Source organism: Mycobacterium szulgai (assembly GCF_002116635.1).
GTDB lineage: Bacteria > Actinomycetota > Actinomycetes > Mycobacteriales > Mycobacteriaceae > Mycobacterium > Mycobacterium szulgai.
Genome location: NZ_LQPW01000022.1, coordinates 1 through 24,828, shown reverse-complemented (window position 1 = coordinate 24,828; position 24,828 = coordinate 1). Strand labels below are relative to the sequence as shown.

Annotated in this window: 24 protein-coding genes; 12 read left to right on the top strand and 12 right to left on the bottom strand. The window is 65.3% G+C overall.

From position 1 onward, the window contains the following. Positions 1-93: 93 nt before the first annotated feature. A complete protein-coding gene (rpsT, locus tag AWC27_RS06180) occupies positions 94-357 on the top strand; it encodes a 30S ribosomal protein S20 (RefSeq protein WP_085669686.1) in 264 nt (87 codons plus the stop codon). A 7-nt stretch (positions 358-364) separates the two neighbouring features. Here rpsT and holA read toward each other — a convergent pair whose 3' ends face one another. From holA to AWC27_RS06165, 3 genes are read right to left on the bottom strand one after another with little or no spacing between them, the layout of a single operon-like run. Further along, entirely contained in the window at positions 365-1,306 is a 942-nt protein-coding gene (gene holA / locus AWC27_RS06175) for a DNA polymerase III subunit delta (protein WP_139836802.1), read from the bottom strand. A gap of 31 nt (positions 1,307-1,337) precedes the next feature. Continuing rightward, positions 1,338-2,882: a ComEC/Rec2 family competence protein gene (locus AWC27_RS06170; RefSeq protein WP_245846876.1), complete on the bottom strand. Its 1,545-nt coding sequence runs from the start codon at positions 2,880-2,882 to the stop codon at positions 1,338-1,340. Positions 2,883-2,887: 5 nt separating this feature from the next. Next, the gene (locus AWC27_RS06165) at positions 2,888-3,727 is read right to left on the bottom strand and encodes a ComEA family DNA-binding protein (RefSeq protein WP_085669684.1); all 840 of its coding nucleotides are present in this window, start codon (positions 3,725-3,727) and stop codon (positions 2,888-2,890) included. Positions 3,728-3,987: 260 nt separating this feature from the next. Between AWC27_RS06165 and AWC27_RS06160 the strand changes: the two genes are divergently transcribed. Genes AWC27_RS06160 through AWC27_RS06150 form a run of 3 tightly spaced genes read left to right on the top strand, consistent with a single transcriptional unit; the run spans position 3,988 to position 6,698 of the window. Next, positions 3,988-5,145, top strand: a complete 1,158-nt coding sequence (locus AWC27_RS06160; RefSeq protein WP_085669683.1) for an acyl-CoA dehydrogenase family protein — start codon at positions 3,988-3,990, stop codon at positions 5,143-5,145. Between the two features lie 7 nt (positions 5,146-5,152). Next, positions 5,153-6,271, top strand: coding sequence for an acyl-CoA dehydrogenase family protein (locus AWC27_RS06155; protein ID WP_085669682.1), 1,119 nt, complete (start codon positions 5,153-5,155; stop codon positions 6,269-6,271). A gap of 4 nt (positions 6,272-6,275) precedes the next feature. Continuing rightward, positions 6,276-6,698 carry a PPOX class F420-dependent oxidoreductase gene (locus AWC27_RS06150; protein WP_085669681.1) on the top strand — a complete coding sequence of 141 codons (423 nt, stop codon included), beginning with the start codon at positions 6,276-6,278 and terminating at the stop codon, positions 6,696-6,698. A 2-nt stretch (positions 6,699-6,700) separates the two neighbouring features. On the opposite strand, the gene AWC27_RS06145 is transcribed toward AWC27_RS06150, so the two are convergent. Further along, positions 6,701-7,885, bottom strand: a complete 1,185-nt coding sequence (locus AWC27_RS06145) for an enhanced intracellular survival protein Eis (protein ID WP_085669680.1) — start codon at positions 7,883-7,885, stop codon at positions 6,701-6,703. Positions 7,886-7,953: 68 nt separating this feature from the next. Between AWC27_RS06145 and AWC27_RS06140 the strand changes: the two genes are divergently transcribed. The 4 genes from AWC27_RS06140 (at position 7,954) to AWC27_RS32625 (ending at position 14,175) form a co-directional block, all read left to right on the top strand. Beyond that, positions 7,954-9,012 (top strand): NAD(P)H-dependent amine dehydrogenase family protein, encoded by a 1,059-nt coding sequence (locus tag AWC27_RS06140; protein WP_085669722.1) that lies wholly within the window; start codon positions 7,954-7,956, stop codon positions 9,010-9,012. Between the two features lie 179 nt (positions 9,013-9,191). Next, a complete protein-coding gene (locus AWC27_RS06135) occupies positions 9,192-9,632 on the top strand; it encodes an MmpS family transport accessory protein (protein WP_085669679.1) in 441 nt (146 codons plus the stop codon). Further along, positions 9,629-12,550, top strand: a complete 2,922-nt coding sequence (locus tag AWC27_RS06130; protein WP_085669678.1) for an MMPL/RND family transporter — start codon at positions 9,629-9,631, stop codon at positions 12,548-12,550. Before AWC27_RS06135 ends, AWC27_RS06130 begins: the two co-directional genes overlap by 4 nt. Before the next feature lie 95 nt (positions 12,551-12,645). Beyond that, positions 12,646-14,175, top strand: a complete 1,530-nt coding sequence (locus tag AWC27_RS32625; RefSeq protein WP_085669677.1) for a PecA family PE domain-processing aspartic protease — start codon at positions 12,646-12,648, stop codon at positions 14,173-14,175. Here the strand turns inward: AWC27_RS32625 and AWC27_RS06120 are convergent. The 5 genes from AWC27_RS06120 to nadD are packed head-to-tail and all read right to left on the bottom strand — an operon-like array spanning position 14,172 to position 17,452. Further along, entirely contained in the window at positions 14,172-15,011 is an 840-nt protein-coding gene (locus AWC27_RS06120) for a DegV family protein (RefSeq protein WP_245846875.1), read from the bottom strand. The two genes, AWC27_RS32625 and AWC27_RS06120, sit on opposite strands and share 4 nt — an antisense overlap. Positions 15,012-15,014: 3 nt before the next feature. Further along, the gene (gene octT / locus AWC27_RS06115; RefSeq protein WP_085669676.1) at positions 15,015-15,764 is read right to left on the bottom strand and encodes a diglucosylglycerate octanoyltransferase; all 750 of its coding nucleotides are present in this window, start codon (positions 15,762-15,764) and stop codon (positions 15,015-15,017) included. Continuing rightward, on the bottom strand, positions 15,754-16,434 hold the full coding sequence (gpgP, locus tag AWC27_RS06110; RefSeq protein WP_085669675.1) for a glucosyl-3-phosphoglycerate phosphatase: 681 nt from the start codon (positions 16,432-16,434) through the stop codon (positions 15,754-15,756). Before gpgP ends, octT begins: the two co-directional genes overlap by 11 nt. Then, positions 16,431-16,802: a ribosome silencing factor gene (gene rsfS / locus AWC27_RS06105; protein ID WP_085669674.1), complete on the bottom strand. Its 372-nt coding sequence runs from the start codon at positions 16,800-16,802 to the stop codon at positions 16,431-16,433. Before rsfS ends, gpgP begins: the two co-directional genes overlap by 4 nt. Further along, a complete protein-coding gene (nadD, locus tag AWC27_RS06100; protein ID WP_264079188.1) occupies positions 16,799-17,452 on the bottom strand; it encodes a nicotinate-nucleotide adenylyltransferase in 654 nt (217 codons plus the stop codon). Before nadD ends, rsfS begins: the two co-directional genes overlap by 4 nt. Positions 17,453-17,573: 121 nt before the next feature. On the opposite strand from nadD, the gene AWC27_RS06095 reads away from it, so the two are divergent. Beyond that, positions 17,574-18,620: a class I SAM-dependent methyltransferase gene (locus AWC27_RS06095; RefSeq protein ID WP_085669672.1), complete on the top strand. Its 1,047-nt coding sequence runs from the start codon at positions 17,574-17,576 to the stop codon at positions 18,618-18,620. Here the strand turns inward: AWC27_RS06095 and AWC27_RS06090 are convergent. From AWC27_RS06090 to AWC27_RS06080, 3 genes are read right to left on the bottom strand one after another with little or no spacing between them, the layout of a single operon-like run. Then, entirely contained in the window at positions 18,617-20,059 is a 1,443-nt protein-coding gene (locus tag AWC27_RS06090) for a vWA domain-containing protein (RefSeq protein WP_085669671.1), read from the bottom strand. The genes AWC27_RS06095 and AWC27_RS06090 overlap by 4 nt on opposite strands. Beyond that, complete coding sequence (locus tag AWC27_RS06085; protein WP_085669670.1) at positions 20,060-20,935, bottom strand: AAA family ATPase; 876 nt, start codon at positions 20,933-20,935, stop codon at positions 20,060-20,062. 26 nt (positions 20,936-20,961) lie between these two features. Continuing rightward, complete coding sequence (locus tag AWC27_RS06080; RefSeq protein ID WP_085669669.1) at positions 20,962-22,209, bottom strand: glutamate-5-semialdehyde dehydrogenase; 1,248 nt, start codon at positions 22,207-22,209, stop codon at positions 20,962-20,964. A gap of 90 nt (positions 22,210-22,299) precedes the next feature. On the opposite strand from AWC27_RS06080, the gene AWC27_RS06075 reads away from it, so the two are divergent. The 3 genes from AWC27_RS06075 to AWC27_RS06065 are packed head-to-tail and all read left to right on the top strand — an operon-like array spanning position 22,300 to position 24,231. Next, positions 22,300-22,578: a hypothetical protein gene (locus tag AWC27_RS06075; RefSeq protein WP_085669668.1), complete on the top strand. Its 279-nt coding sequence runs from the start codon at positions 22,300-22,302 to the stop codon at positions 22,576-22,578. Between the two features lie 17 nt (positions 22,579-22,595). After that, complete coding sequence (locus AWC27_RS06070) at positions 22,596-23,747, top strand: hypothetical protein (protein WP_085669667.1); 1,152 nt, start codon at positions 22,596-22,598, stop codon at positions 23,745-23,747. 25 nt (positions 23,748-23,772) lie between these two features. Continuing rightward, a complete protein-coding gene (locus tag AWC27_RS06065; protein WP_085669666.1) occupies positions 23,773-24,231 on the top strand; it encodes a hypothetical protein in 459 nt (152 codons plus the stop codon). The last annotated feature ends 597 nt before the right edge of the window (positions 24,232-24,828 follow it).

The window sequence follows — 24,828 nt, the reverse complement described above, 5'->3', positions numbered from 1 at the left end:
GGTTCGGATTTTGGGCGAAAACGTAACCGACTGCTAACCTGGGCAGTCGCTGTCAGCAGAATCGACGTCAATAACAAATGAGGGAACTAACGCGTGGCCAACATCAAGTCGCAGCAGAAGCGCAACCGCACCAACGAGCGCGCCCGACTGCGCAACAAGTCGGTGAAGTCCTCACTTCGTACCGCGGTCCGCGCGTTCCGTGAAGCTGCCCACTCCGGCGACAAGGGAAAGGCCGCCGAATTGCTGGTCTCGACCAACCGCAAGCTGGACAAGGCGGCCAGCAAGGGCGTGATCCACAAGAACCAGGCGGCCAACAAGAAGTCTGCGCTGGCGCGGTCCTTGAACAAGCTCGGCTGACTCAGGTTTAGTCAGCTACCAGCTCGGCGACTTTCCGCACGGCCGCTTCCAGCGCGTAGTCCGCGTCGGCTACCGCTCCTTTTACATTGGCGTTGAGTTCGGCCACCAGCTTCATCGCTATCGCGACCGAGTCGCGCGACCAGCGTCGCGCCTGTTTCTGCGCCTTTTGCACTCGCCAGGGCGGCATGCCCAGCTGCCCCGCCAGACGATAGGGATCGCCGGACAGCGGACCCACCCGGCCGATGGTGTGCACGGCTTCGGCCAGCGCGTCGGCCAGCACCACCAGCGGCTCGCCGCGCATCATCGCCCACCGCAGCGCCTCGGCGGCACCCGCCACATCGCCCGCCACAGCCTTATCGGCGATGTCGAAGCCCTTCACCTCGGCTTTGCCGCTGTGATAGCGACGGACAGCGACGGCGTCGACCGCACCGCCGGTGTCGGCCACCAATTGAGAACAGGCCGAAGCGAGTTCGCGAAGGTCCGAGCCGACGGCGTCCAGCATGGCGGTCACCGTCTCCTCGTCGACTTTGACCCGTGACGAGCGGAACTCCTTGCGGATGAAGTCGATGCGTTCGCTGACCTTGGTGATGCGGGCACATGGGTACACCCGAGCGCCTAACGACTGCAGTTGACCGGCCAGGGCTTTGGCCCGGCCTCCGCCGGAGTGCACCACCACCAGCAGCGTGCCCGCCGGCAGATCGGCGGCGGCCGAAGCGATCAGCGCAGCCGCCTCTTTTCCAGCCTCCCCGGCGGCTTCCAGTACGACGATCCGCTCCTCGGCGAACAGCGACGGGCTCAGCAGTTCGGCCAGCTCGTACGTGCTGACGTCGCCCGCGCGCATCCGGTTGACCGGAATGTCGTCGGTGCCGCTGCGCTTGCGGGCTGACTGCAGTACCTCCGCCACGGCGCGCTCGACCAGCAGTTCTTCATCGCCCAGGACCAGGTGCAGCGGTGAATCTTGGCTCACGCCAACGATGGTTTCACGACGGTCCGACGGCTCCGGACAGGGTCCAGGCCAGCAGGCACAAAACGAAAACGACCGCCGCCCCAGACAGCGCCGCGCGAAACCACCGCCATCGCCACATCGCGACGACGAACACGGTGATGCCGCCCACCACCAGCAACCCCGGCACACCCGCTGGGACCGGCACCGTCGCCGCGGGCAAGCCGGCGGCCCAGTGCGCAAGGTGCACCACCCACCACACTTCGGGCCCGGTGAACCGGATCAACAGCTGCGCCGCGGCCGGCCACGGGATCACCAGTACAGCAGCGGCGCTGCCCAGCACCGTGATCGGTGCGATGACGGCGGCCACGGCGAGATTGGCGACGACGGCCACCACGCTGAAGCGTCCCGATATCGCGGCGACCAGTGGAGCGGTGACCACCTGCGCCGCCCCGGCCACGGCGATCGCGTCCGCCAGCGGCTTCGGACAGCCACGCCCGACCATGCGGTGTGACCACCGCGGCGCGATGACAACCAGTGCCGCGGTCGCGATGACCGACAGCGCAAAGCCCACGTCGACGGCCAGCTGAGGCGCCACGGCCAGCAATAGCAACACCGTCGCCGACACCGCCGGAATCGCCTGCCGCCGACGCGAACTCACCAGCCCGGCCAGCGCGATGGCGCCCATCACCGCCGCCCGCAACACGCTGGCCGTCGGCTGCACGACGATGACAAACGCCACAAGTGCGACGGCCGCCAGTGCTGCCGCCGCGCGCGGGCCGATCAAGCGCGCCGAGAACAGCACCGCGGCGCACACGATCGTGACGTTGGCCCCCGAAACTGCGGTCAGATGCGTCATTCCGGCCGCGCGGAACTCACCGCTGGTCTCGACGGCAACCGCCGAGGTGTCACCGAGCACCAGGGCGGGCAGCATCGCGGCCTGATCGGCGGGCAACACCTGGTGAACAGCCGCGCTGAAGCGGCCCCGGACGGTGTAAGCGATCCGCTGCGACAGGCCGGCCTGACCGGCGATCGGGCGGCCCGTCGCGTTGAGCACCGCGACTGTCAGGTCATGACGAGTCGGGCCGGTGATGGTGGCGGTGAACCGCATCGGCCGGCCCACCATGAGTTCGCTGAATTCGGCGGCGCGCGCGAAAACCACTACGCGACCGGATATCTCGTCGTCGCGCAGCCGCTGCAGGGTGGCGCGAAACATCAGCCGGCCCCGGCCCAGCGGCAGCGCGCTTTCGCTGGGCGTGACCGTCACCGGGGCCGAGGTGCCGAACGCCGCGGTGATCGGGTGGTGAACAATCGCGTCGGCGCGCAGTGCGATCGCCAGCCCGTACCCCGCACCGACCACGCCGATTGCCACCAGAGCCGAGCTGATCGCCGCCAACGCCGGCCTGCGCGCCGCACACCACCACAGCGCGCCCGACGCGGCGGCCAGCCCGACACAGCAGGCGGCCGTCACGGCCCCGATGGGCCACAGGATTCCGGCGGCGGTGACGATCCAGCTCGTCGCGGCGGCCGGCACCAGACGCACATCGAGCTGGGCGACCTGGCCGCCAACCGGTTGGCGCACCGACGTCAGACACGGACCAGCGCACGAAGCTTGTCCAGCCGCGCCGGGCCGATGCCGTCGACGTCGCCGAGCTGGTCGACGCTGGTGAACCTGCCATTGGCCTGCCGCCACGCCACGATCGCTGCGGCGGTGACCGGACCGACCCCGGGCAGGGCGTCCAGTTGCTCCACTGTGGCGGCATTGAGGTCGAGTGCTTCACCTGGTTTCGCCCTGCCCGAGGTTTTTGGCGGCCCGGACGCCGCCGAGGTGGCCGTCCCGGAGCCGACCGAACTTCCCAGCGCACTCGGCTGCCCTGAGACCGGCGCGAGACCGACCACGATCTGCTCCCCGTCAGCGAGCTGGCGGGCCATGTTCAGGCCGATGGTGTCCGCACCGTCGACTGCACCACCGGCGGCCAGTAGCGCGTCGGCAATCCGCGCGCCCGGTGCCAGGGTGACCAGTCCGGGCTTGTGCACCAACCCGACCACGCTGACCACCACCGGTCGGTCCGGACTCACCGGAGTCGCCGAAGATCTGGCACCGGTAGTCGAAACACGTTCCACTGCAGGCAACTTCGCCGACATCACCGGCGAAGGACGATCACGCACCAAAGTGAATACGGTGACCAGCACGGCGAGCGCGGCTATCACCGCCAGCCCGATGGCACCGGCCCGGCCGGGATCGGCCCGCACTTTGGCCAGCCAGCCCTGGCCGCCAGACGCATCGGGAAGCCAGCGCGGTAGCAGGGAGTTCGGGTCGTCCTCGGGTTCTTCTCCGCAATCCCGGGATCCAGTCGCATCAGCGTCGGCAGGCGGATCGGCCCCGAGGCGTCGGTGCAGTCGCTCGGCGGGAAGTTCAGTTCGCATGCGCCGACCGTAGGCCGTCGGGCCGCCACAAAGGCCACGCCGCGGACCGCCGCAACGGCTGGCTGTGGATGGAGCCGCAACTGTGGATCAACTCGGGTACCGGCCGGGCGCCGGGCAGGTTTGGCAACCGATGGCGCGGGTAGCCCGTCTCGGTGATCGCCCTGGTCTGGTGGCGGCGCAGTGGCCGACCCCGGTTGACGATTGGTGACGTTCGGCGCCTAACGTGCAGAGGCAGGACCGCCTGACGAAGGAGGCTGCCAATGAAGCTGGCGCTGACATCCGACGAAGCCGACTTCCGCGACGAGCTTCGCATCTTTTTCACCACGCAGATCCCCGCCGAAATCCGCGAGCGGGTCCGTCAGGGCGAGTCGTTGACCCGCGACCAGATCATCGCCAACCACAAGATCCTGCACGAACACGGGCTCGCCGTCCCGAACTGGCCGGTCGAATGGGGCGGCAAAGACTGGACTCCCACCCAGCACCAGATCTGGAACGACGAGATGCAATTGGCCAGCGTCCCCGAGCCGCTGAACTTCAACACCAAGATGGTGGGCCCCGTCATCGCCGAATTCGGATCCCAGGAAATCAAACAGCGTTTCCTGCCGCCGACGGCCAGCATGGACATCTGGTGGTGCCAAGGCTTCTCCGAGCCCGAAGCCGGCTCCGACCTCGCCTCGCTGCGCACCGCGGCGGTGCGCGACGGCGACAGTTACGTCGTCAACGGTCAAAAGACGTGGACGACACTGGGCCAGTACGCGGACTGGATCTTCTGTTTGGTGCGCACCGACCCCCAAGCACCCAAGCGGCAGGCGGGCATCTCGTTTCTGCTCATGGACATGAAGACGCCGGGCATCACGCTGCGGCCGATCAAGACGATCGACGGCGGCGTGGAAGTCAACGAGGTGTTCTTCTCCGATGTCCGGGTGCCCGCGGACCAGCTTGTCGGAGAAGAGAATCAGGGCTGGACGTACGCGAAGTTCCTACTGGGCAACGAACGCACCGGCATCGCCCAGGTGGGCCGAACCAAAGTCCGTCTCGCCGAAGTGAAACGACACGCCGCAGCCAACGGGTTGCTCGACGATCCGCTGTTCGCGGCGCGGCTGGCCGAGGCCGAAAACGAAGTGCTGGCACTGGAACTCACCCAGGCCCGGGTGGTTTCCGGCTCGTCGGGTGGCAAGCCCAACCCGGCGTCCTCGGTGCTCAAACTGCGCGGCAGCCAGCTGCAGCAGATCGCCACCGAGTTGCTCGTCGAGGTGGCCGGACCCGATGCGCTGCCGGTCGATGCGAACCAGATCGCATCGCAGGAATGGGCGCAGACCAGCGCGCCGCACTATCTCAACTACCGCAAGACCTCGATCTACGGCGGCAGCAACGAGGTGCAGCGCAACATCATCGCGTCCACCATTCTCGGATTGTGAGGCAGACATGGACTTTCAGTTGAGCGAAGAACAGGCCCTGCTTCGCGACACCACCCGCGACGTGCTCGCCCGCAGCTACGACGCGGAGAGCCGCAACAAGGTGATCGACACCGAACTCGGCTGGAGCCGCGATGTCTGGAGCCAGCTTGCCGACATCGGCATCCTGGGCCTCGGATTCGACCCCGACGAGTCCGGTCAGATCGAGATCATGGTGGTGCTCACCGAAGTCGGTCGACGGTTGGCGCCCGAACCCGTTGTACACGCCGCACTGGCACCCGGGGGGCTCATCGCCGAGCTGGGTACCGACGCGCAGCACGAGCTGCTGGACGAAGTAGCGGCCGGCCAACGTCTCCTGGCCTTCGCGCACCTGGAACCGGGCCGGCGCAAACCGTCCGCGCAAGCAGCGACCAAGGCTGTGCGGCAAGGTGATTCGTGGACCATAAGCGGGCAGAAGAACCCGGTGCTCGCCGGCGACAGCGCCGATACGCTGGTCGTCAGCGCGACGTTGCCCGACGGCGGCACCGGCTTGTTCCTGGTCGACGGCTCCGAACCCAACCCCGCGGTCACCCGAACTGCCTACCGCACCTTCGACAACCAGCGCGGCGCTCAGATCGAGCTGAACGAGGCGCCCGCCGAACCCCTGGGCGATGCGGTCGACGCATCCGCCGCCATCGGCAATGCCCTCATCCGGATTCAGTCGGCGCTGTGCGCCGAGGCGCTGGGCGCCATGGAGGAAGCGCTGCGGCTGACCACCGATTACCTCAAGACGCGCAAGCAGTTCGGCGTCACGCTCAACAAGTTTCAGGCGCTTACCCAGCGCGCCGCCGACATGTACGTGTCACTGGAGCTGGCCCGCAGCATGAGCCTGTACGCCGCGATGTCGATCGCCGACGGCAACTTCGATCCGGTGATCGCCTCGCGCGCCAAGCTGCAGATCGGCCGGTCGGGACGCCACATCGGGCAGGAGGCGGTTCAGCTGCACGGCGGCATCGGCATGACGGCCGAATACCCGGTCGGTCACTACCTGGCGCGGCTCACCGCGATCGAGCACACGCTGGGGTCCACGCACGACCACCTGCAGGTCCTCATCGACCACATCGCCGACTACGAGCTGGCCAGGCTGTAGCGCGATGGCCGAACTGTCCACCAAAGTGGTCGCATTCCTCTCCGAGGGGACCCGCACCGGGATGTTCGGCTTCGTCGCCTCGGACGGACGGCCGCTGGCCACACCGGTGTGGTTCGTGGTCGATAACGGCGAACTGGTCTTCACGACGCACCGCGATACACCCAAAGGCCGTGCCGTGCAACGCGATCCGCGGGTCGTGATCTGCGTCGACGACCCGCACCCGCCCTACTCGTTCGTTCAGGTGCAGGGCGTGGCAACGGTGATCGACGACCCGCAGACCGTGCTGGACGTCGCAACCCGAACGGGGGCGCGCTACATGGGCGCCGAGCGCGCGGATGAGTTCGGCCGTCGCAACGCCGTTCCCGGCGAAGTCGTGGTGCGGGTGCGTCCCACCAAGGTCATCTCCGGATTCGATATCAGCGACTGACTTCAGAACTCGAACGCCGTCTGAGCGGGAACCTCGGTACCAAAAGCGACATCCAACCTGCGTATCAGCCCAGAATCGGTGGTACGCAACCGGTTCGCCGCGGCCAGCATCGACGCCGGATGCACGCCCAGGTAAAGACTGCCCAGGACGTCCGGGCCCAGCTCGACGTCCGCCGCGGCTTGGGTCGGAGTGCACCGCGCCCGCCCGTCCCGGATCTTCAGTGCGTAGCGGCCGGCGCCGGACACGTCCAGCACGACTGCCAATTGCCCGGCATAACTGCGCGCCTCCAGCGCAGCGGGTATGTCCATGATGCGCAACCACAGCCCGTCCTGGCGCCACGTGGTGCGGGCCAACCGGGTGTCGGTGAGCAGAAACGGCACCGGGTCCTGCGGGTGGGTGAGGACGCTGACGCGCTCCATCGAATCAAGCCCGAGCAGCGCCCGCCACAGCGCGCCATGCGCGCCGGCGGTCAGCGACCTGAGCTCGCTGACGCGGGCCAGCTTGGCATCGGTACGATCCACCCGGTACAGCGCGTAGCCGTCGGGATGCAACAGCGCAAAACAGTCGCGCTCGCCGGGCTGCCGCTCGGTCAGCAGACCGTCCCAGAGCACCTTCGGACGTAGCAGCCCACCGGGTACTCGAGTGCGCCAGCGCTCGTAGATCTCCTCCAGCTCCGCGCGGCAGTCATCCGGGCGGACCAGCCGGACCCGCCCGCCGTGCGGCGCGTCGGTGTGGAAGGCGGCGAAGCGCCGGTCGATTGTCAGCTCCTGCAACACCGTGGCCGGCCCATAGCCGAAGCGCCCGTATATGCCACCCTCGCTGGCATGCAAAGCCGCCACCGGATACCCGGAACCAGATATGCGGCAATGCAATTCGGCACACATCGCGCGCAGCACCCCGCGCCGTCGGTGCGTCGGCGCGACCGCGACGAAGCTGAGCCCGGCCGCCGGCAGCACAGCACCGCCGGGCACCGTCAGCCGCAGGTCCATGTACAGCGCCATCCCGACCACATCCGGACCGTCCCGGACCACCACCGCGCCGTCGGCGGGCACCAGTGTCCGCAGCGCCTCGGCCGACTCGGGGCCGATGAAGTCGGTGAAGCTGGCCCCGGCCAGGAAATACATTGCCGGCCAGTCGTCCTCGGCCGGACTACGCACAGTCACCGTCACGGGATCCGACTGTGGCACACACCCGCACCTATGTGCATCCGAATATTGCGGCGATAATGGCTCCCGTCCCCGGCAAAGGAGCCTTGATGAGCACAACCAGCCCAGACCGCCCACTGAAGGTGATCCAGTGGACCACCGGAAATATCGGGCGACGATCGCTGCACGCCATCATCGGCCGGCCCGACTTCGAACTCGTCGGCGTGTACGCGCACGGGGCGGACAAGGTCGGTGTGGACGCCGCCGATCTGGCGGGCTGGCCGGAACCAACCGGGATAAACGCCACCAACGACGTCGACGCGCTACTGGCATTGAAAGCGGACGCATGTTGCTATAACCCGTTGTGGCCCAACATCGATGAGCTGGTGCGTCTGCTGGAGTCGGGTGTCAATGTGTGCACCAGCGCGGCCTGGATCACCGGCGGCAAGCAGACGCCGCAAGATCGCCAGCGCATCGCGCAAGCGTGCGAACGCGGCCGGTCGACCATCTTCGGCAGCGGCGCGCATCCCGGGATGACCAATATGGTCGGCATGGTGCTCAGCGCCTCCTGTGAGCGGGTCGACGAGATCCGCATCACCGAGTCGGTCGATTGCTCGACGTACGAATCGGCGGAAACCCAAAAGGCGATGGGCTTCTCGCAGGACCCCCATACCCCGGGGCTGTCCGAGAGCGTACGGCGCGAAAGTGAGGTCTTTGCCGAGTCGGCGGCGATGATGGCCGATGCCATTGGCGCAAAGCTGGACCGGATGACGTTCGACGTCACCTTCACCGCCGCCACCGCCGACACCGACCTGGGGTTCATGACGATCCCGGCCGGAACCGTCGGCAGCGTCTACGGCTATCACCGCGGCTGGGCCGGCGAGCGCAACGTGGTCAGCGTCGGATTCAACTGGGTCATGGGCGATCACGTGGTACCACCGAAACCACTGGAACATGGTCACGTCATTCAGGTCTTCGATTTGCCGAACATGCGCACCGTGTTGCATTGCCTGCCACCCAAGGATTGGGCCGAGCCCGGGTTCATGGGTCTGGGCATGATCTACACCGCGATGCCGGTCACCAATGCGGTCCCGGCGGTGGTGGCCGCCGAGCCGGGGATCGCCACGCTCGCCGACCTGCCGCCGGTCACCGGCCGGGCAGCGGTTTGAGCCGATGCGCGCAGGACAAGACCCCGGAGAACGCTTACGTGCACTAAGGGTTAAGATACTTAGCCGAGCAAATATTCTGTCGGTTTCCTAGCGGCGGCGCTGGAAGCAAGCTCCCCGATGGGGCGTTACAACCGAACATCGGTGCCCGCGAACTCGGAGAGGCGGTGGCTGTGAGATCAATGGGATCGGCTATTACCCGCGGGATCAAACGGGCCTGGATACCACTGGTCCTGGTGGTCGTGCTCGCTGTCTCCGCCCTGGTGGTGTCGCGGCTGCACAAGATCTTCGGCTCCCAGGACCTCAACGCAAATGCCGGCGCCGGAATCGAGATCGTGCAATTCAACCCGAAGGTCGTTCGCTACGACGTCTCCGGACCGCCGGGGACCACCGCGAACATCAACTTCTGGGATGAGAACGCCAACACCCACCAGGTCAACTCGGCGCCGCTGCCGTGGTCGTTCACGATCTCGACCACGCTGCCCTCGGTAAGCGCCAACATCATGGCCCAGGGCGACGGTAACCAGATCAGCTGCCGTATCACCGTGGACGGGGTGCTACGCGAACAACAAAACGCCGACGGCGTCAACGCCCAGACCTTCTGCCTGGTGAAGTCAGCATGAGCGAGCTGAACAGCAAGAGCCACGTCAGCACCGAGGACACGGCTGACACCGGGCCGATCAATGCCGGCAGCTCCGAAGCCAAACCCGAGCGCGGACACCGCCCGGTTATCCCGCACATGATCCGGTTGTTCGCGGTACCGATCATCCTGGGCTGGGTGCTGCTTACCGTCGTCGTGAACGTCATCGTCCCGCGCCTGGAAGTGGTCAGCGAGGAGCATGCGGCGCCGATGACGCCGCTGGACGCGCCGTCCATGAAGGCGATGATGCTGCTGGGCCACAACTTCCGGGAATTCGATTCCAACAGCACGGTGATGATCGTGCTGGAAGGACAGCAGTCCCTCGGCGACGACGCACATCGCTACTACGACAACCTGATTCGCCAACTACGTCAGGATCCCAAGCACATCCAGCACATCCAGGACTTCTGGGGGGACCGGCTCACCGCTGCCGGAGCGCAGAGCGCAGACGCCAAGGGTGCTTACGTGATGTTGAACCTGGCCGGCAACCAGGGCACGACGCTGGCGAACGAATCCGTTGAAGCCGTTCGCAAGGTGATCGAACGCAACCAGGCACCCCCGGGAGTGAAGGCCTACGTCACCGGTCCCGCAGCCCTTTCCGACGACATGCACATCATCGGAAACGCCAGCCTGGCCAAAATCACGCTGTTCACGTTGGGCGCCATCGCCGTCATGTTGCTGCTGGTGTACCGCTCCATCGTCACCACGCTGGTGCAGCTGTTCATGACCGGCATCGCGCTGGCTTCTTCGCGCGGAATCGTGGCAGTTCTGGGTTACCACAACGTATTCGGGCTCACTACGTTCGCCGCGAACATCCTCACGATGCTGGCGATCGCCGCCGGAACCGACTACGGCATCTTCCTGGTGGGCCGCTACCAAGAGGCACTACAAGCCGGCGAGGATCGAGAAACGGCGTACTACACCACGTTTCGTGGGGTCGCGCCGGTGGTGCTGGGGTCCGGCCTGACGATCGCCGGGGCGACGTACTGCCTGAGCTTCTCGCGGCTGCCCTGGTTCAACACCATGGGCGCACCGGTGGCGATCGGCATGCTGGTGGTCGTGCTGGCCGGTCTCACCCTGGGCCCGGCCGTCATTTTCGCGGGCAGCAAGTTCGGACTCTTCGAACGCAAGCGCTCAGCCAAGGGGCAGCTGTGGCGGCGGGTCGGCACCGCCGTAGTGCGTTGGCCCGCACCGATTCTGGCGCTCAGCTCCGCCATCGTGCTCATCGGCATGATCGCCCTGCCTGGCTATGTGACCAGTTACAACGACCGCTACTACCTGCCCACCTCAGCCCCGTCCAATGTCGGGCAGGCGGCCGCCGACCGGCACTTCTCCCAGGCCCGGATGAATCCGGACATGCTGATGGTCGACGCCGACCACGATATGCGCAACCCGGCCGACATGCTGGTGTTGGACAAAGTCGCCAAGAACGTCCTTCGGGTCGTCGGCATCGCGATGATCCAGGACATCACCCGGCCGCTGGGAATTCCCATCCAGCACAGCTCGATACCGTTTCAGAACAGCATGCAAAGCCAGACGACGATGCAGAACATGGCTTTCCTCAAGGATCGCATGAACGACATCCTCAAGATGGCCGACCAGATGCAGTTCATGATCGAGACCATGCAGCGCATGTACCAAGTGACGCAAGACCTTTCGCGCGCCGCCGACGACAGCGCGCGAACCACCGCGGAAACCTCGGCCATCACCGACGAATTGCGCAACCACATCGCGGATTTCGACGATTTCTGGCGGCCGATCCGCAGCATGTTCTACTGGGAGAAGCATTGCTTCGATATTCCGATGTGCTGGTCGTTCCGGTCGCTGTTCGACTCGCTGGACGGGTTCGACCAGCTCGCCGAGAAGTTCCACGAGCTCACGACCGACATCGGGCGCACCGCCTCGGCCACACACGAGATGCTGACCCTGATCCCGCCGATGATCGCGACGATGCAGACGACCAAGAACCTCACGCTGACGATGCACGCCACCTTCCTGGCGATGCTCAACCAGATGGAGTCGATGAGCGACACGGCCATCGTGATGGGGCAGAGTTTCGACGCATCCAAGAACGACGATTTCTTCTACCTGCCGCCCGAGGCGTTCGATAACCCCGACTTCCAGACCGGCTTGCGAATGTTCCTGTCGCCCGACGGCAAGTCCGCCCGGTTCTTCATCACCCACCAGGGCGATCCCATGACGCCGGAGGGGATTTCGCGGGTCGACGCCGAGCGAACCGCCGCACAGGAGGGGCTGAAGCAGTCCTCGCTGTCCGACGCCAAGATTTATCTCGGGGGTACCGCCGCCACCTTCAAAGACATGCACGACGGCGCCAAATACGACCTGATGATCGCGGTGGTATCGGCGCTGACCCTGATCTTCATGATCATGCTGCTGCTGACCCGAAGCGTGGTCGCGGCGCTGGTGATCGTGGGTACGGCGGCCAGTTCGATAGCCGCGTCGTTCGGTCTTTCGGTGCTGATCTGGCAGGACCTGTTCGGCATCAAGATCCACTGGATCGTGATGGCGCTGTCGGTCATCATCCTGCTGGCCGTCGGTTCCGACTACAACCTGCTGCTGGTGTCGCGGTTCAAAGAGGAGATCCACGCCGGACTCAAAACGGGAATCATCCGGTCTATGGCCGGCACCGGTGGGGTGGTGACGGCCGCGGGCCTGGTGTTCGCGTTCACCATGGCCTCCATGCTGGGCAGCGAGCTGCGGGTGCTGGGCCAGTTCGGCTCCACCGTCTGCATCGGTCTGCTGCTCGACACACTGATCGTGCGCACCCTTTTGATGCCGTCTATCGCGACGCTGCTGGGTCGCTGGTTCTGGTGGCCGCAGGTGGTGCATCCGCGTGGCGAAGACAACACGCGAAGAGTCGGCGCGCGCGCAGCAGTCTGATCGGAGCGCTTGTTCCGGGCCGGTTTTTTACTACACTGTCAACATCCGCGGCTGGTTGGGGCGCCCGCTGATCATGTTGACGGGAGGGGGCTGACATGTCGGTTCTGCTGGTGAGCCCAGACTATTTCGCCACAGCCACAACGGATTTGGAGAATGTCGGCGCATCGATGAGGTCGGTGAATACCGCCGCCGCCATTCCTACCACAGCGTTGGAGGCCGCAAGCCTCGACGAGATTTCGGTGGCGATCGCCAAGCTGTTCACCCAGCACGGTCAGCAATATCAGGCCGTGGCCAGTCAAGTCGCGGCCTCCTATGAGGAGTTCACCCACAATCTTGCGGTCGCCGTGCAGGCCTATCTGGGCGCCGAGATTGCCAACATCGGGCAATTGATCCCGTTCGGAGTCAATGCGGTCAACCAACCCTTCCGCGAAGTGACCGGCCGTCCACTGTTCGGTGACGGGGTCAACGGGTACACCAACGCTCAGGGTATTGGGACGCCGGGCGAGGCCGGCGGGTGGTTGTTCGGCAATGGCGGTACCGGTGGCACCAGCACGCGCGCCGGAGTAGCCGGAGGTGCCGGCGGGCCCGGCGGATTGTTGTGGGGCAACGGCGGCACCGGCGGCAAGAGCGTTTATGGCGGAGCGCCCGGGGGTGTTGGCGGGTCCGCGATTCTGATCGGCGACGGCGGCACGGGCGGGGCCAGCGGACCCGGCGGTATCGGCGGCGCCGGTGGTCATGCCGGGTTGCTGTGGGGACAAACCGGAGCCCCGGGGCTCAGCACTCTGCTTTCGCCGAACCAAACGCTTATCTACATAGATCAGTTCGGCAACCCGATCCTCAACATCTCGATCGGTGGTGGACCCAGTTCGCCCGTCATCATCGACTCCGGCGCCACCGGTCTGGTGGTACCGCCGCAATACGTGAATATGGCGTCCCTTGGTACGCCCACCGGGACCGGTAGCGTCAGTTATGGCCTCGGCAGCTCCGGACGCCTCTTCGTCAACTACCAAACATTCCAGACGACAGTTAATTTCGGGAACGGGATTGTCACCGGCCCGACCACCGTCGGCGTCGCGAACGCGGCATATTTGGGAGACCCGTCCCACCCGGTCGCGCTTTCGTCGTTACCCGCCTACCTGGGCGTGGGCCCCAACAACGGTTTTCCGTTCTCCACCCCCACCAACGCAGCATTGCCGACCAACATGAATCAGGGTGTGCTGTTGAACATGCCTCGCGGCTTGGTCGAGTTCGGTCCCAATTCGCTGCCGACGCATGTCCCGCTCAATGGCGCGCCCGGGACCGTCGTGCAGGTACAGATCAACAATCAGCCGGTGCAAACCGTGCAGGCATACATCGATTCCGGTGGCGCCGCCGGAAGCATCCCACAGTCGCTGGTGCCGGGCATCGCCGTCGGCAATCATCTTCCCGAGGGAACTACCATCACGGTCTACACGATCAATGGTGTGCAGCTGTACTCGCAGACGGTTACCGCGGCCCACTCGCCGGTCGTCGTGGCGTCGGGCAACGTGTTCAACACCGGGAATTATCCGTTCTCGGTCGGCCCCATCTACATCTGGAATGACACCCCGGTCGGAACAACGGTCTTCGACACGCTGACCACCTAACCGGCGCACTGCTCGGCTAGTTGCAGACAAACCGCGACGGCGCCGGCACCCACGTGCAGTGCCAGTACCGGCCCCAACGGGGTGACGATTGCCGCTTCGCATGCCGGTAGCCGTGCCGCCAAAGTCGCCGCCACGTCATGGGCCCCCTCCGGGTTGGCGACGTGATGCACCGCCAGCGCCGCGGGACAGTCACCCACCACCTCGCAGACCTGGTCGAGCATTGCCGCCGTCGCATGCTTGACAGTACGAACCCGTTGCGCCAGAACGAGTTTGCCGTCGTCGACGCGCAGCAGCGGCTTGAGTGAGAGCGCGGTCCCCAACCATGCTTTCGGCCCGCCGATGCGGCCGCTGCGGCGCAGATTGTCCAATCGGTGCACGACCACGAACGCGTGGGTGCGCGGTATCGCGGAACTCGCAGCCCGCGCAACGGTGTCCAGATCGGCACCGTCAGCCGCGGCCCGAGCAGCCGCGATTGCGATAAACCCGGTGCCCATCGCCGACGATTTCGAATCGATCACCCGGATGGCCGGATCGAGGTCGGCGGCGGTTCGTTCGGCGTTGCCGAAGGTGCCCGACAACGCCGACGAAATGTGCACCGCCACCACACCGTCACCGTCGCTCTCGGCCAACGCACGCTGGTAGGCGTCGGCCAATTCAGCCGGCGTGGCAGCCGCCGTCGTGGCATGACACTTGTAGATGTCGTCGGGGATCTCGTCCACGCCGTCGCGCAGGTCAGCGCCGTCGAGCAGGATGTGCAGGGGAACTTCGCGGATCCCCCACCTGTCGCGCAACTCGACCGGCAGCCGGGCCGACGTATCGGTCACGACAATGACCACGGCTTAGCCGCGCGGCTTCTCGGTCGGCACGCCGGCTTCGGCCAGTGCCTTGAGCATCAGTTCCGCGACGGCCTGATGCGCCTCGAAATTCCAGTGAATACCGTCCGGGTTTCCTTGGCCGCTCATAATCTGTTCGGCCACGGCTGCTTTGAGGTCGACCAATGGAATGTCATGGCGCTGAGCCCATTCCGTGATAGCCGTGACGGTGCCCTCCCGCCCGTGGTGGGCCTTGCCATAGGTCTCGGCGATGTGCACGGACGGCAGGGACGCCACGATCGGGATTCCCGGGCGATTGAAATCGATTGCCCCGCGGGTCTGTTCGAGGTATTCGGCGGTCAACCGGGGCGGCAACGCGGGCCGTGCGATCGGCGACAGGCGCGGCTGGACCCAGCCGTAGCCGTCGCGGACCCAGCGCCGCAACCACGGTGGCCGTACGTAGCGGATCAGCTCGCGCAGCGCCGTCGGCAACACCGACGGCAGCGAATCCATGCCGCTGGTGGCGAAGACCACCGCGCCGGCTTTCGGTAACGCCGCCCAGGACCGTGGGTCCTGAGTGGCCGCCCACCAGACATCCCGGCAGGTCCAGCCGATGCGACCCACCAGCTCCAGATCCCAATCCAATTGGGAGGCAACGATATTGGGCCAGATACGTGGATCGTCGGCAGGCAGTCCGCCGGTGGGCCCATAGTAGGCCAGGGAGTCTGCGAAGACCAGCAGTGTCGGCTTCGAAATGGCCGCGCGCTTAGAGGACATCGTTGGAGACCTGCGCCGAAGCGTTCCACACGTCCAGCCGCCACTTGATCGAATCGAAGTCGGCGCCGGGCCCAGAAGGCTCCGAGTGGCCGCTCAACTGCACCCAGCTGCAGTTGCCCATACCGCCCAAAATCGGCCAGTTGGCCACCGGCAGCTTCAGCAGTGCGACCGATAATGCGGCGATCAGGCCGCCGTGGGCCACCAGCACCACCGGCCGCTCCGGCTGGGCGGCGTCACCCCATTCCGGCTCACCGGACACCAGCTCAGCAACCACCGGCAGGCTGCGGGCGGCCACGTCCAATCTGCTTTCCCCGCCGTGCGGCGCCCAGGTCGCATCCTCGCGCCACGCGAGCCGGGCGCCTGGGGACTCGGCGTCGATGTCGGCGTGGGTCAGGTCCTGCCAGTCGCCGAGGTGGGTCTCACGCAACCGCTTGTCCACCCGGACCCCCAGCCCGGTGCGCTCCCCCACCTTGATCGCAGTGTCATAGGCACGGCGCAGATCCGACGACACAATCAGCAGCGGCTGCAGTTTGCCCAAAACCTCGGCGGCGGCGACAGCCTGCGCCCGGCCCAGGTCGCTCAGCTGGGTGTCCAGCTGGCCTTGCATCCGGCTGCCGAGGTTGTAATCGGTTTGCCCGTGTCGCAACATCACCAGCCGGCGCACCGTCATGACGCGGTTCCCGACAGGTCCACCGGCACCACCGGGCAATCACTCCACAGCCGGTCAAGGGCGTAGAAGTTGCGGTCGTCCTGGTGCTGAATGTGCACCACGATGTCGCGGTAGTCCAACAGTGTCCAGCGGCCCTCGCGGGCGCCCTCGCGGCGAGCCGGCTTGTAGCCGGCCCGGCGCATCTTTTCCTCGACCTCGTCGACGATCGCGTTGACCTGCCGCTCGTTGGACGCCGAGGCGATAACGAAGCAGTCGGTGATGACCAGTTGCCCGGAGACGTCGATGACCACCACGTCGTTGGCGAGCTTGGCGGCCGCCGCTTCGGCGGCAACCGTGGCCATGTCGATGGCTTCCTGGTTGGCGGTCACGCGTTGTTCCCCGCGGGCAGAATCGTTGTGGGACGGGCGCTTTCGGCCGACGGTGTGCGGTATAGCCGGCGTTTGGAGACGTATTGCACCACACCGTCGGGCATCAAATACCACAGCGGGCGGCGCTGTTCGGCGCGCAGCCGGCAGTCGGTCGACGAAATCGCCAGCGCCGGGATCTCGACCAGGGTGAGTGCATTTTCGGCGAGTTCGCCCAGGGCGCCGGTGATGTGGTCGCGGCGCAGCTCGTACCCGGGCCGGCTGACGCCGATGAACCGCGCCAGGTCGAACAGCTCCTCCCAGCCCTGCCAGGTCAGTATCGACTCCAGGGCGTCGGCGCCGGTGATGAAGTACAACTGGGAGCCCGGGTTGAGGGCGTGCAGGTCGCGCAGCGTGTCCTTGGTATACGTGGGTCCGCCACGGTCGACGTCGACCCGGCTCACCGAGAAGCGGGGATTGGAGGCCGTGGCGATCACCGTCATCAGATACCGGTCCTCAGCCGCGGAAACGTTACGGTCCTTCTGCCATGGCTGGCCGCTGGGTACGAACACGACTTCGTCGAGGTCGAACTGGTCGGCCACCTCGCTGGCGGCGACCAGGTGGCCGTAATGGATGGGGTCGAACGTCCCACCCATTACTCCCAGCCTGCGCAGGTGCTTTTGCACGGTTTGCCAGCTTACTTGAGCATCCGATGCAGCTCAGCTCGCGCAAAGACATACCAACGTCTTGCTGGAATGCAGCGCCGACAGCGGGGCCTTCGTGTAGAAGAGGTCTGTGGACAATTTGCCGCTCGCATCCGAAGAGTCGACGCAGCCGATTCGCGAGGCCATGACCCGGCAGTTCTACCACCGGTCGGTGGTCAACGGCGAGATCTCATTGCCGGCCGTACCGGGCATGATCGACGAATACGTGAAGATGTGCGGTGACCTCTTTGCCACTCTGGGCCGGAAGTTCTCCGACGAGGAACTCGCTCATGTGCGAGGAGTGCTCGAGGGGCAGCTGGCCGAAGCGTTCTCGAAATCCTCTCGGTCCAGCATCGTCATTTCATATAACGCACCCGTCGGCGGCGTCCTGAATTACCAGGTCAACGCCCGGTGGTGGAGTTTAGCGGAGGCCTACGAAAACTGGATCGCCACCCGTGAGCCGCCGCTATTCGGTACCGAACCCGACGCCCGCGTCTGGGCGCTGGCCAATGAAGCGTTCGAACCAAGGGCGCACCGGGTGCTCGAAATCGGGGCCGGCACCGGACGCAACGCACTTCCCCTGGCCCGGCGCGGGCACCCGGTCGACGTGGTGGAGATCACGCCGAAGTTCGCCGAGATGATCCGCGCGGAGGCGCAACGCGAAGGCCTCGCCGTGCGGGTGATCACACGTGACGTCTTCGCGACGATGGACGACCTGCGCCAGGACTATCAGCTGATCACGCTGTCGGAGGTGGTGTCCGACTTCCGCACGACCCAGCAGTTGCGCGGCCTGTTCGAACTCGCCGCCAATTGCCTGGCACCCGGGGGTCGCCTGGTATTCAGCGCGTTCCTCGCGAGCGGCGACTACGTACCTGATCAGGCCGCGCGGGAATTCGGACAGCAGGTGTACACGAGCTTTTTCACCCGGCCAGAAGTGGCCGCCGCAGCGGCTGGGTTACACCTCGAGCTCGTTGCCGACGACTCGGTATACGACTACGAGAAAGCGAACCTGCCCGAGGGCGGGTGGCCGCCTACCAGCTGGTACGAGGGTTGGGTCAGCGGCACGGATCTTTTCCCCGTCGAGCGGGAGCTCAGTCCCGTCGAGCTGCGCTGGCTGGTGTTCCAGAAGACGCGCTAAACCGGTAGCAGCTGATCGATCACCGTCGCCAGTTGTTTGGCGGACCGGCATTCGTGCATCGCGATCACCTCTTGGTAGCGCGGCACCGCCGAGTCGCCGCTCCCCCACAGATGCTTGGGCTCCGGGTTGAGCCAGTGCGCGTGCCGGCTGGCGGTGACCATGTCGTCCAGCACATCCACCTCGGGGTTGCGATAGTTGGTCCGACCGTCGCCGAGCACCAGCAGCGAACTGCGCGGTGAGAGCACGTTCGGGAAGCCCTGCGTGAACGAGACGAACGCGTTCCCGTAATCGGAATGACCATCGCGGTTGTAGACGCCGGCCTCGCGGGTGATCCGCTGGATCGCCACGGCCAGATCGGCTTCGGGCCCGAACATGTGCGTCACCTCGTCGGTGGTATCGATGAAGGCGAACACCCGAACACGCGAAAACTGTTGGCGCAGTGCATGTACCAACAGCAAAGTGAAGTGGCTGAAGCCGGCGACCGAACCGGACACATCGCACAGCACCACCAGTTCCGGACGGGCCGGGCGCGGCTTGCGCAACACCACGTCGATGGGTACGCCGCCGGTGGACATCGACTTGCGCAACGTCTTGCGCAAGTCGATCGACCCGGCGCGGGCGCGGCGCCGGCGAGCCGCCAGCCGGGTGGCCAGCGTTCGCGCCAGCGGGGCGACCACCCGCCGCATCTGGCGCAGCTGTTCTCCGGAGGCGCGCAAGAACTCCACGTTCTCGGAAAGCTGTGGGATGCCGTACATCTGGACGTGCTCACGACCGAGTTGCTCGGCGGTGCGCCGTTTGGTCTCGGCATCGACCATCTTGCGGATTTGCGTAATTCGCTGTGCAGCAAGCGCTTTGGCGATTTGCTCTTGGGTCGGAGTGGGCTCGTCGCCGTAGGGAGCGAGCAGGCCGGCCAGCAGCTTGCCTTCCAGTTCGTCGAGCGCCATCGCCTTGAGCGCCTGATACGACGAGAACGACGGGCCGCGGCTGGAATTGTATTTGCCGTACGCCTCTACGATCCGGGCGATCATGGCCACCAGCCGCTCATCCAGGTCGGCCAGATCCGGGTTGTCGGTCAGCAGATCGAGCAGCATCTGCCGCATTGCCTCGACATCGTCGGGCGGCAATGCGGCGGAATCGGCGTCGGCCTCTCCTTCTGAGACCACCGCCCTGGCGCCTAGCGCCGCGGGAAACCACAGGTCGAACATGGCGTCGTAGGTTTCGCGGTGTTCGGGCCGGCGCAACACCGCACACGCGATACCCTCGCGCAGAATCTCCCGGTCATCCAGGCCCAACGTGGCCATCACCCGTCCGGCGTCCACCGTCTCCGATGGGCCCACCGAAATCCCGCTGCCGCGAAGGGCTTCCACGAATCCCACCAAGTGGCCGGGCAGCCCGTGCGGAGCGAGCGGCCGGGTGGGTCGGATGCGGCGGGTGGCCATTTAATTCAGTCTCAGTTCGCCGGTCGCGCGCTGCTGATCGGATTGGTGTTTGAGAACCACGCCGAGGGTCGCGGCAACCACCGCGTCGTCAATGGTGTCCAGGCCCAGCGCGAGCAGCGTGCGTCCCCAGTCGATGGTTTCGGCGATCGACGGCACCTTCTTGAGTTGCATCCCGCGCAGCACGCCGATGATGCGGACCAGCTCCTCGGCCAGGTGCTCGGGCAGTTCGGGCACTCGCGACAACAGGATTCGGCGCTCCAGCTCGGGGGTGGGGAAGTCGATATGCAGGAACAGGCAGCGTCGCTTGAGTGCCTCGGACAGCTCGCGGGTGGCATTGGAGGTGAGCACGACGAACGGAGCCCGGGTCGCGGTCAGGGTGCCCAGTTCGGGGACGGTCACCGCGAAGTCGGAGAGCACCTCCAGCAACAGACCCTCGATCTCGATGTCTGCCTTATCGGTCTCGTCGATAAGCAGCACCGTCGGCTCGTCGCGCCGGATCGCGGTGAGTAACGGGCGTTCTAGCAGGAACTCCTCGCTGAATACGTCGTCCTTGGTGGCATCCCAGTCTCCGGAGCCGGCCTGGATGCGCAGGATCTGTTTGGCGTGGTTCCACTCGTAGAGCGCTCGCGCCTCGTCGACGCCCTCGTAGCACTGCAGCCGGACCAGGCCGGAGCCGGTGGCCTGGGCGACGGCGCGGGCAAGCTCGGTCTTGCCGACGCCTGCCGGGCCTTCGACGAGCAGTGGCTTGCCCAACCGGTCGGCCAGGAAGACGGCGGTCGCGGTGGCGGTGTCGGGTAGGTAGCCGGTTTCAGCGAGCTTTCGCGAGACATCCGGAATATCGGCGAACAGCGGCACGGGCCGTGCGGGCACACTCATGAGGAATTACTCCTTTAAAGGGAAAGTCAGGCCGGGCGGATGTGACCGTCTCCCCACACGATCCACTTGGTTGAGGTCAATTCGGGCAGTCCCATCGGGCCGCGGGCATGCAGCTTCTGGGTGGAGATGCCGATCTCGGCACCGAAGCCGAACTGCTCGCCGTCGGTGAACGCCGTGGAGGCGTTGACCATCACCGCGGCCGCATCGACCTGTTGGGTAAACCGTTGGGCCGCAGCTAAATTAGTGGTCACGATGGCCTCGGTGTGGCCGGTGCCGTACTCGTTGATGTGCGCGATGGCGCCGTCCACGCCGTCGACCACCGCCACCGCGATATCCAACGCCAGGTATTCCCGGCGCAGATCGTCCTCATCCGGGTCCAGGTGCAGGGTGACGCCGGCGCCCTGCAGGGCGTTCAGTAACCGCGGCATCGCGTGTTCGGCGATCTTGGCATCGACCAGCAGCGTCTCGGCGGCATTGCAGACGCTGGGCCGTCGGGTCTTGGAGTTCAGCAGAATGCGTTCGGCCACGTCTAGATCGGCGGCTTCGTGAACGAATACGTGGCAGTTGCCCACGCCGGTCTCGATGGTGGGCACTTGTGCGTCCCGCACTACGGCATTGATCAGGCCGGCGCCCCCGCGCGGAATCACCACATCGACCAGCCCGCGGGCCTGGATCAGGTGGGTGACGGTGGACCGGTCGGCCGCCGAGAGTAGCTGCACCGCGTCGGCTGGCAGGTCCTGGCTGGTCAGCGCATCGCGCAACACAGTGACGAGCGCTTGGTTGGAGTGTGCGGCCGAAGAGCTGCCACGTAGGAGTGCGGCGTTTCCGGACTTCAGGGTGAGTCCGAAAGCGTCGACGGTGACGTTGGGACGGCCCTCATAGATCATGCCGACCACGCCGAGCGGGACTCGCTGCTGGCGGAGCTGAAGGCCGTTGGGCAGGGTGTAGCCGCGCAGCACCGCACCGACCGGATCGGGTAGCCCCGCGACTTGGCGCAGGCCCGCGGCGATGCCATCGATGCGCTGGGGGTTGAGCGCGAGTCGATCGAGCATCGCCGAGGGTGTGTCGGCCGCTTTGGCCGCGTTGAGGTCTTCAGTGTTGGCGGACAGGATTTGGTCGGCGTGGGCCAGTAGTTCGTCGGCGGCGGCGTGCAGCGCGCGGTCCTTGACGGTGGTAGGCAACGTGGCCAGCTGGCGGGCGGCTATCCGCGCGCGGCGCGCGGCGTCGTGCACCTGTTGACGCAGGTCGGGAAGCGTCGGTGCTTGCACAGTCATTCCCCCAGCGTATCGGGCTTGCGCTGGTCTAGTAAGACGGCCTGGTCCGGGTGAGTTGCGCGCTTCGGCTGCGCGCCTAGGCTGCGCCACATGTTGCTGCGGGTCGGTGCGGATGATTTGCGTGCGATGGCCGGTCGTTGGGAGGCCGTGGCTGGCGAACTGACCGTTTCGGCGGCTTGTGACGTCGGACTGCCCTGTCAGGCGAGCGCAGCCGCGGTGACCGCAGGCAATGCCGACATTGCGGCCGCCGCTGGGGCACTCAGCGCACGCCTGCGCACCGGCGCTACGCGAGTCGCGGCGGCCAATACGGGATTTGTCGGCAATGAACGCGGCTCGGTGGGCACGCTCGACCACGTGAAGCAGGTATAACCATTCTTCCGACACTCATGGACCTGCTCGACTGGCCCACCGAGCATCTCATCGACGCGGCCGGCTCTTGGGCAGCTACAGGCAAGCGATGGTACGAGACGTTCGATGGCGTCTGGCAAGACTCGGCCTCAGTCGACTGGGAGGGAGTGGCCGCCGAGCAATTGCGGGCCCGGACGCGCGCCGACAGACTGAAGGTCAGCGGTCTAGACGATCAGTTGCAGCATGCGGCGAAAGTTGCGCGCATCGGCGCATCCAACCTGCACGCTGCCCGATCACGCCTCCAATACGTCGTCGAAGACGCACATGCCGCTGGATTTGTTGTGGCAGAAGACCTTTCGGTCATCGATCGCTCTACCGGCGGTACCACCTTTCAACGAGCGCCGCGGCAAGTTCAAGCCGAAACGTACTCGAGTGACATCCGCCAGCGCGCGGCGCAACTGATCGGATTGGATCGGCAAGTCGCTGACAAAATCAGCATGGCATTAGCCGGGATCGGCAGTATCACCTTCGACGAGGTGCCGGCTCTAGGAGCAACAACGCCGACTCGGCACTGGGGCATCCAGCTCGTCGATTGGAAGCAATCTCCTGAGCCGACACCCGGCCCGACGGCGCAAGACATTCGGGAAGCGATTAAGAACCTGCCGCAAGGCAGTAGGCCAGATATCAGGGAGGTCCGCACAGAAGATCAGCTCCGCAGTCTCTGGGAATGGCTGAGCAAAAACGGACAGGAATACACTTCGCAAAATCCCTACCGAGATGGGCTGGGAGCGGAGCGTCAGCTGCCCGACGGCACTCGCGTGCGCATTGGCGAAAGCAAGAAGTGGGGAACGACAATGGATATCACCCTTCCGAACGGCGAGGACGTCAAGTTGCATTTCAATGCGAAGCGGGGCGGCGAGTTGAATATCCCAGGACAGGCCGGTGGGCCCGTGGCTCCGCGAGCAATTGCACCAGAACCCCCGGCTGGTGCGCCGGTAACTCCAGACATTAAGCCGCCCCCGGCACGGACGGCGCCACTTCCAACTCTCCGACCGCCGTTCCCCATCGGCGGGACGGTACCGCCCCCGGAGTCCATCCCACACCCTGTCCACGCACCGCACAGCCACCATGGACCACCAGTACTAGGTAAGGACGAACTCGCCGACCTACCGGAATTCAACCCAGAATGACGCCGTCACCCTCAGAAAGTAAGCCATGGCAACTACTCAAGACGAGGTGATCAATCGCATGACGATCGCACGGGACAACGCACGCGAAGAAATACTCCTCGACGGCTTCGTAGACTTTGTCAGCTTCAACCAAGTTCATCGCCATGTCATGCGGCAACATCCATCCGCAACAGTCTCCGATGTGCAAGCTGAAACGCTGGAGATGATCAGATCTATCGTCACTGAGGGATTATTCGAATTGGGTGATCGCGCCGGCGAGAACGGATGTTTTGCGGCCTGGGAGGAGCCACTCGAGGTGTCGATGCAGAAGCTATACGACGCCTACGTCACACACTTCAACAACAGGCCCGGATGGGTTTGGTGTTGCTGGCTCAACGAAACAGACAAAGGTGAGCGCCTCGTACTGTCGACGGAAAGGGGCAAACAGCTCGCACAAGAGGTGGACGAAAGACTAAGGGAAGCAAGGGACGCAAACCCCAGCTAAGAATGCGCTGTTTACCGGAGAGGGCAGGCGGGTCACCGACCACTCCGCGCAGCGCTGCCGACCTTTAGGCGATGTCGGAAGGCGATATCGCCACCGAATCCCATCTGATGATCAGGACGGCGGCGAGAGTACTGGCGGAATTATTGGGAGGCGATCGACCAGATGAACATTGCGGCAACGCGCGAAAGTTCGCGAAGAATCCTCTTGGATGGTCTTGCCGATTACATTCACCTTTATCCCGTCGATTGGAATGTGAGGCAACACAATCCGTCCACATCACGCCAGGAAGTACAAAACGAAACGCTAGCGGTAATCCGCTCGTTGGTGAGCGAAGGTTTGGTCGTGTTGGGCGCGATGTCCGAAAAGGCGGCCGTTGGCAGGCTTGGCAAGAGCCCCTCGATGCATCGCTGCAGAAGATATCCGATGTGTATGTCAGCCAGTACGACGACCAACATCAACACAATGATCGGATGCCACAGCTTCGCTCAGCGCTCCGGACCGATAGGCCACTTTCAAATGCGATATGAGTCCGCTGAATAAATCGGCGTGGCGGTCGGGTGTGGTCGTGTGTTGTCGTTGATGATTCTGGTGTGCAGG

What these genes read in the sequence shown, in the direction of transcription:
- octT (WP_085669676.1), bottom strand. Translation starts at nt 15,764, where the DNA reads ATGTCCTCTAAGCGCGCGGCCATTTCGAAGCCGACACTGCTGGTCTTC.
- AWC27_RS06090 (WP_085669671.1), bottom strand. Translation starts at nt 20,059, where the DNA reads ATGGCCACCCGCCGCATCCGACCCACCCGGCCGCTCGCTCCGCACGGG.
- AWC27_RS06085 (WP_085669670.1), bottom strand. Translation starts at nt 20,935, where the DNA reads ATGAGTGTGCCCGCACGGCCCGTGCCGCTGTTCGCCGATATTCCGGAT.
- AWC27_RS06155 (WP_085669682.1), top strand. Translation starts at nt 5,153, where the DNA reads ATGGACTTTCAGTTGAGCGAAGAACAGGCCCTGCTTCGCGACACCACC.
- AWC27_RS06140 (WP_085669722.1), top strand. Translation starts at nt 7,954, where the DNA reads ATGAGCACAACCAGCCCAGACCGCCCACTGAAGGTGATCCAGTGGACC.
- AWC27_RS06135 (WP_085669679.1), top strand. Translation starts at nt 9,192, where the DNA reads ATGGGATCGGCTATTACCCGCGGGATCAAACGGGCCTGGATACCACTG.
- AWC27_RS06150 (WP_085669681.1), top strand. Translation starts at nt 6,276, where the DNA reads ATGGCCGAACTGTCCACCAAAGTGGTCGCATTCCTCTCCGAGGGGACC.
- AWC27_RS06080 (WP_085669669.1), bottom strand. Translation starts at nt 22,209, where the DNA reads ATGACTGTGCAAGCACCGACGCTTCCCGACCTGCGTCAACAGGTGCAC.
- AWC27_RS06065 (WP_085669666.1), top strand. Translation starts at nt 23,773, where the DNA reads ATGGCAACTACTCAAGACGAGGTGATCAATCGCATGACGATCGCACGG.
- gpgP (WP_085669675.1), bottom strand. Translation starts at nt 16,434, where the DNA reads ATGACGGTGCGCCGGCTGGTGATGTTGCGACACGGGCAAACCGATTAC.
- AWC27_RS32625 (WP_085669677.1), top strand. Translation starts at nt 12,646, where the DNA reads ATGTCGGTTCTGCTGGTGAGCCCAGACTATTTCGCCACAGCCACAACG.
- AWC27_RS06165 (WP_085669684.1), bottom strand. Translation starts at nt 3,727, where the DNA reads ATGCGAACTGAACTTCCCGCCGAGCGACTGCACCGACGCCTCGGGGCC.
- AWC27_RS06130 (WP_085669678.1), top strand. Translation starts at nt 9,629, where the DNA reads ATGAGCGAGCTGAACAGCAAGAGCCACGTCAGCACCGAGGACACGGCT.
- AWC27_RS06160 (WP_085669683.1), top strand. Translation starts at nt 3,988, where the DNA reads ATGAAGCTGGCGCTGACATCCGACGAAGCCGACTTCCGCGACGAGCTT.
- AWC27_RS06070 (WP_085669667.1), top strand. Translation starts at nt 22,596, where the DNA reads ATGGACCTGCTCGACTGGCCCACCGAGCATCTCATCGACGCGGCCGGC.
- AWC27_RS06075 (WP_085669668.1), top strand. Translation starts at nt 22,300, where the DNA reads ATGTTGCTGCGGGTCGGTGCGGATGATTTGCGTGCGATGGCCGGTCGT.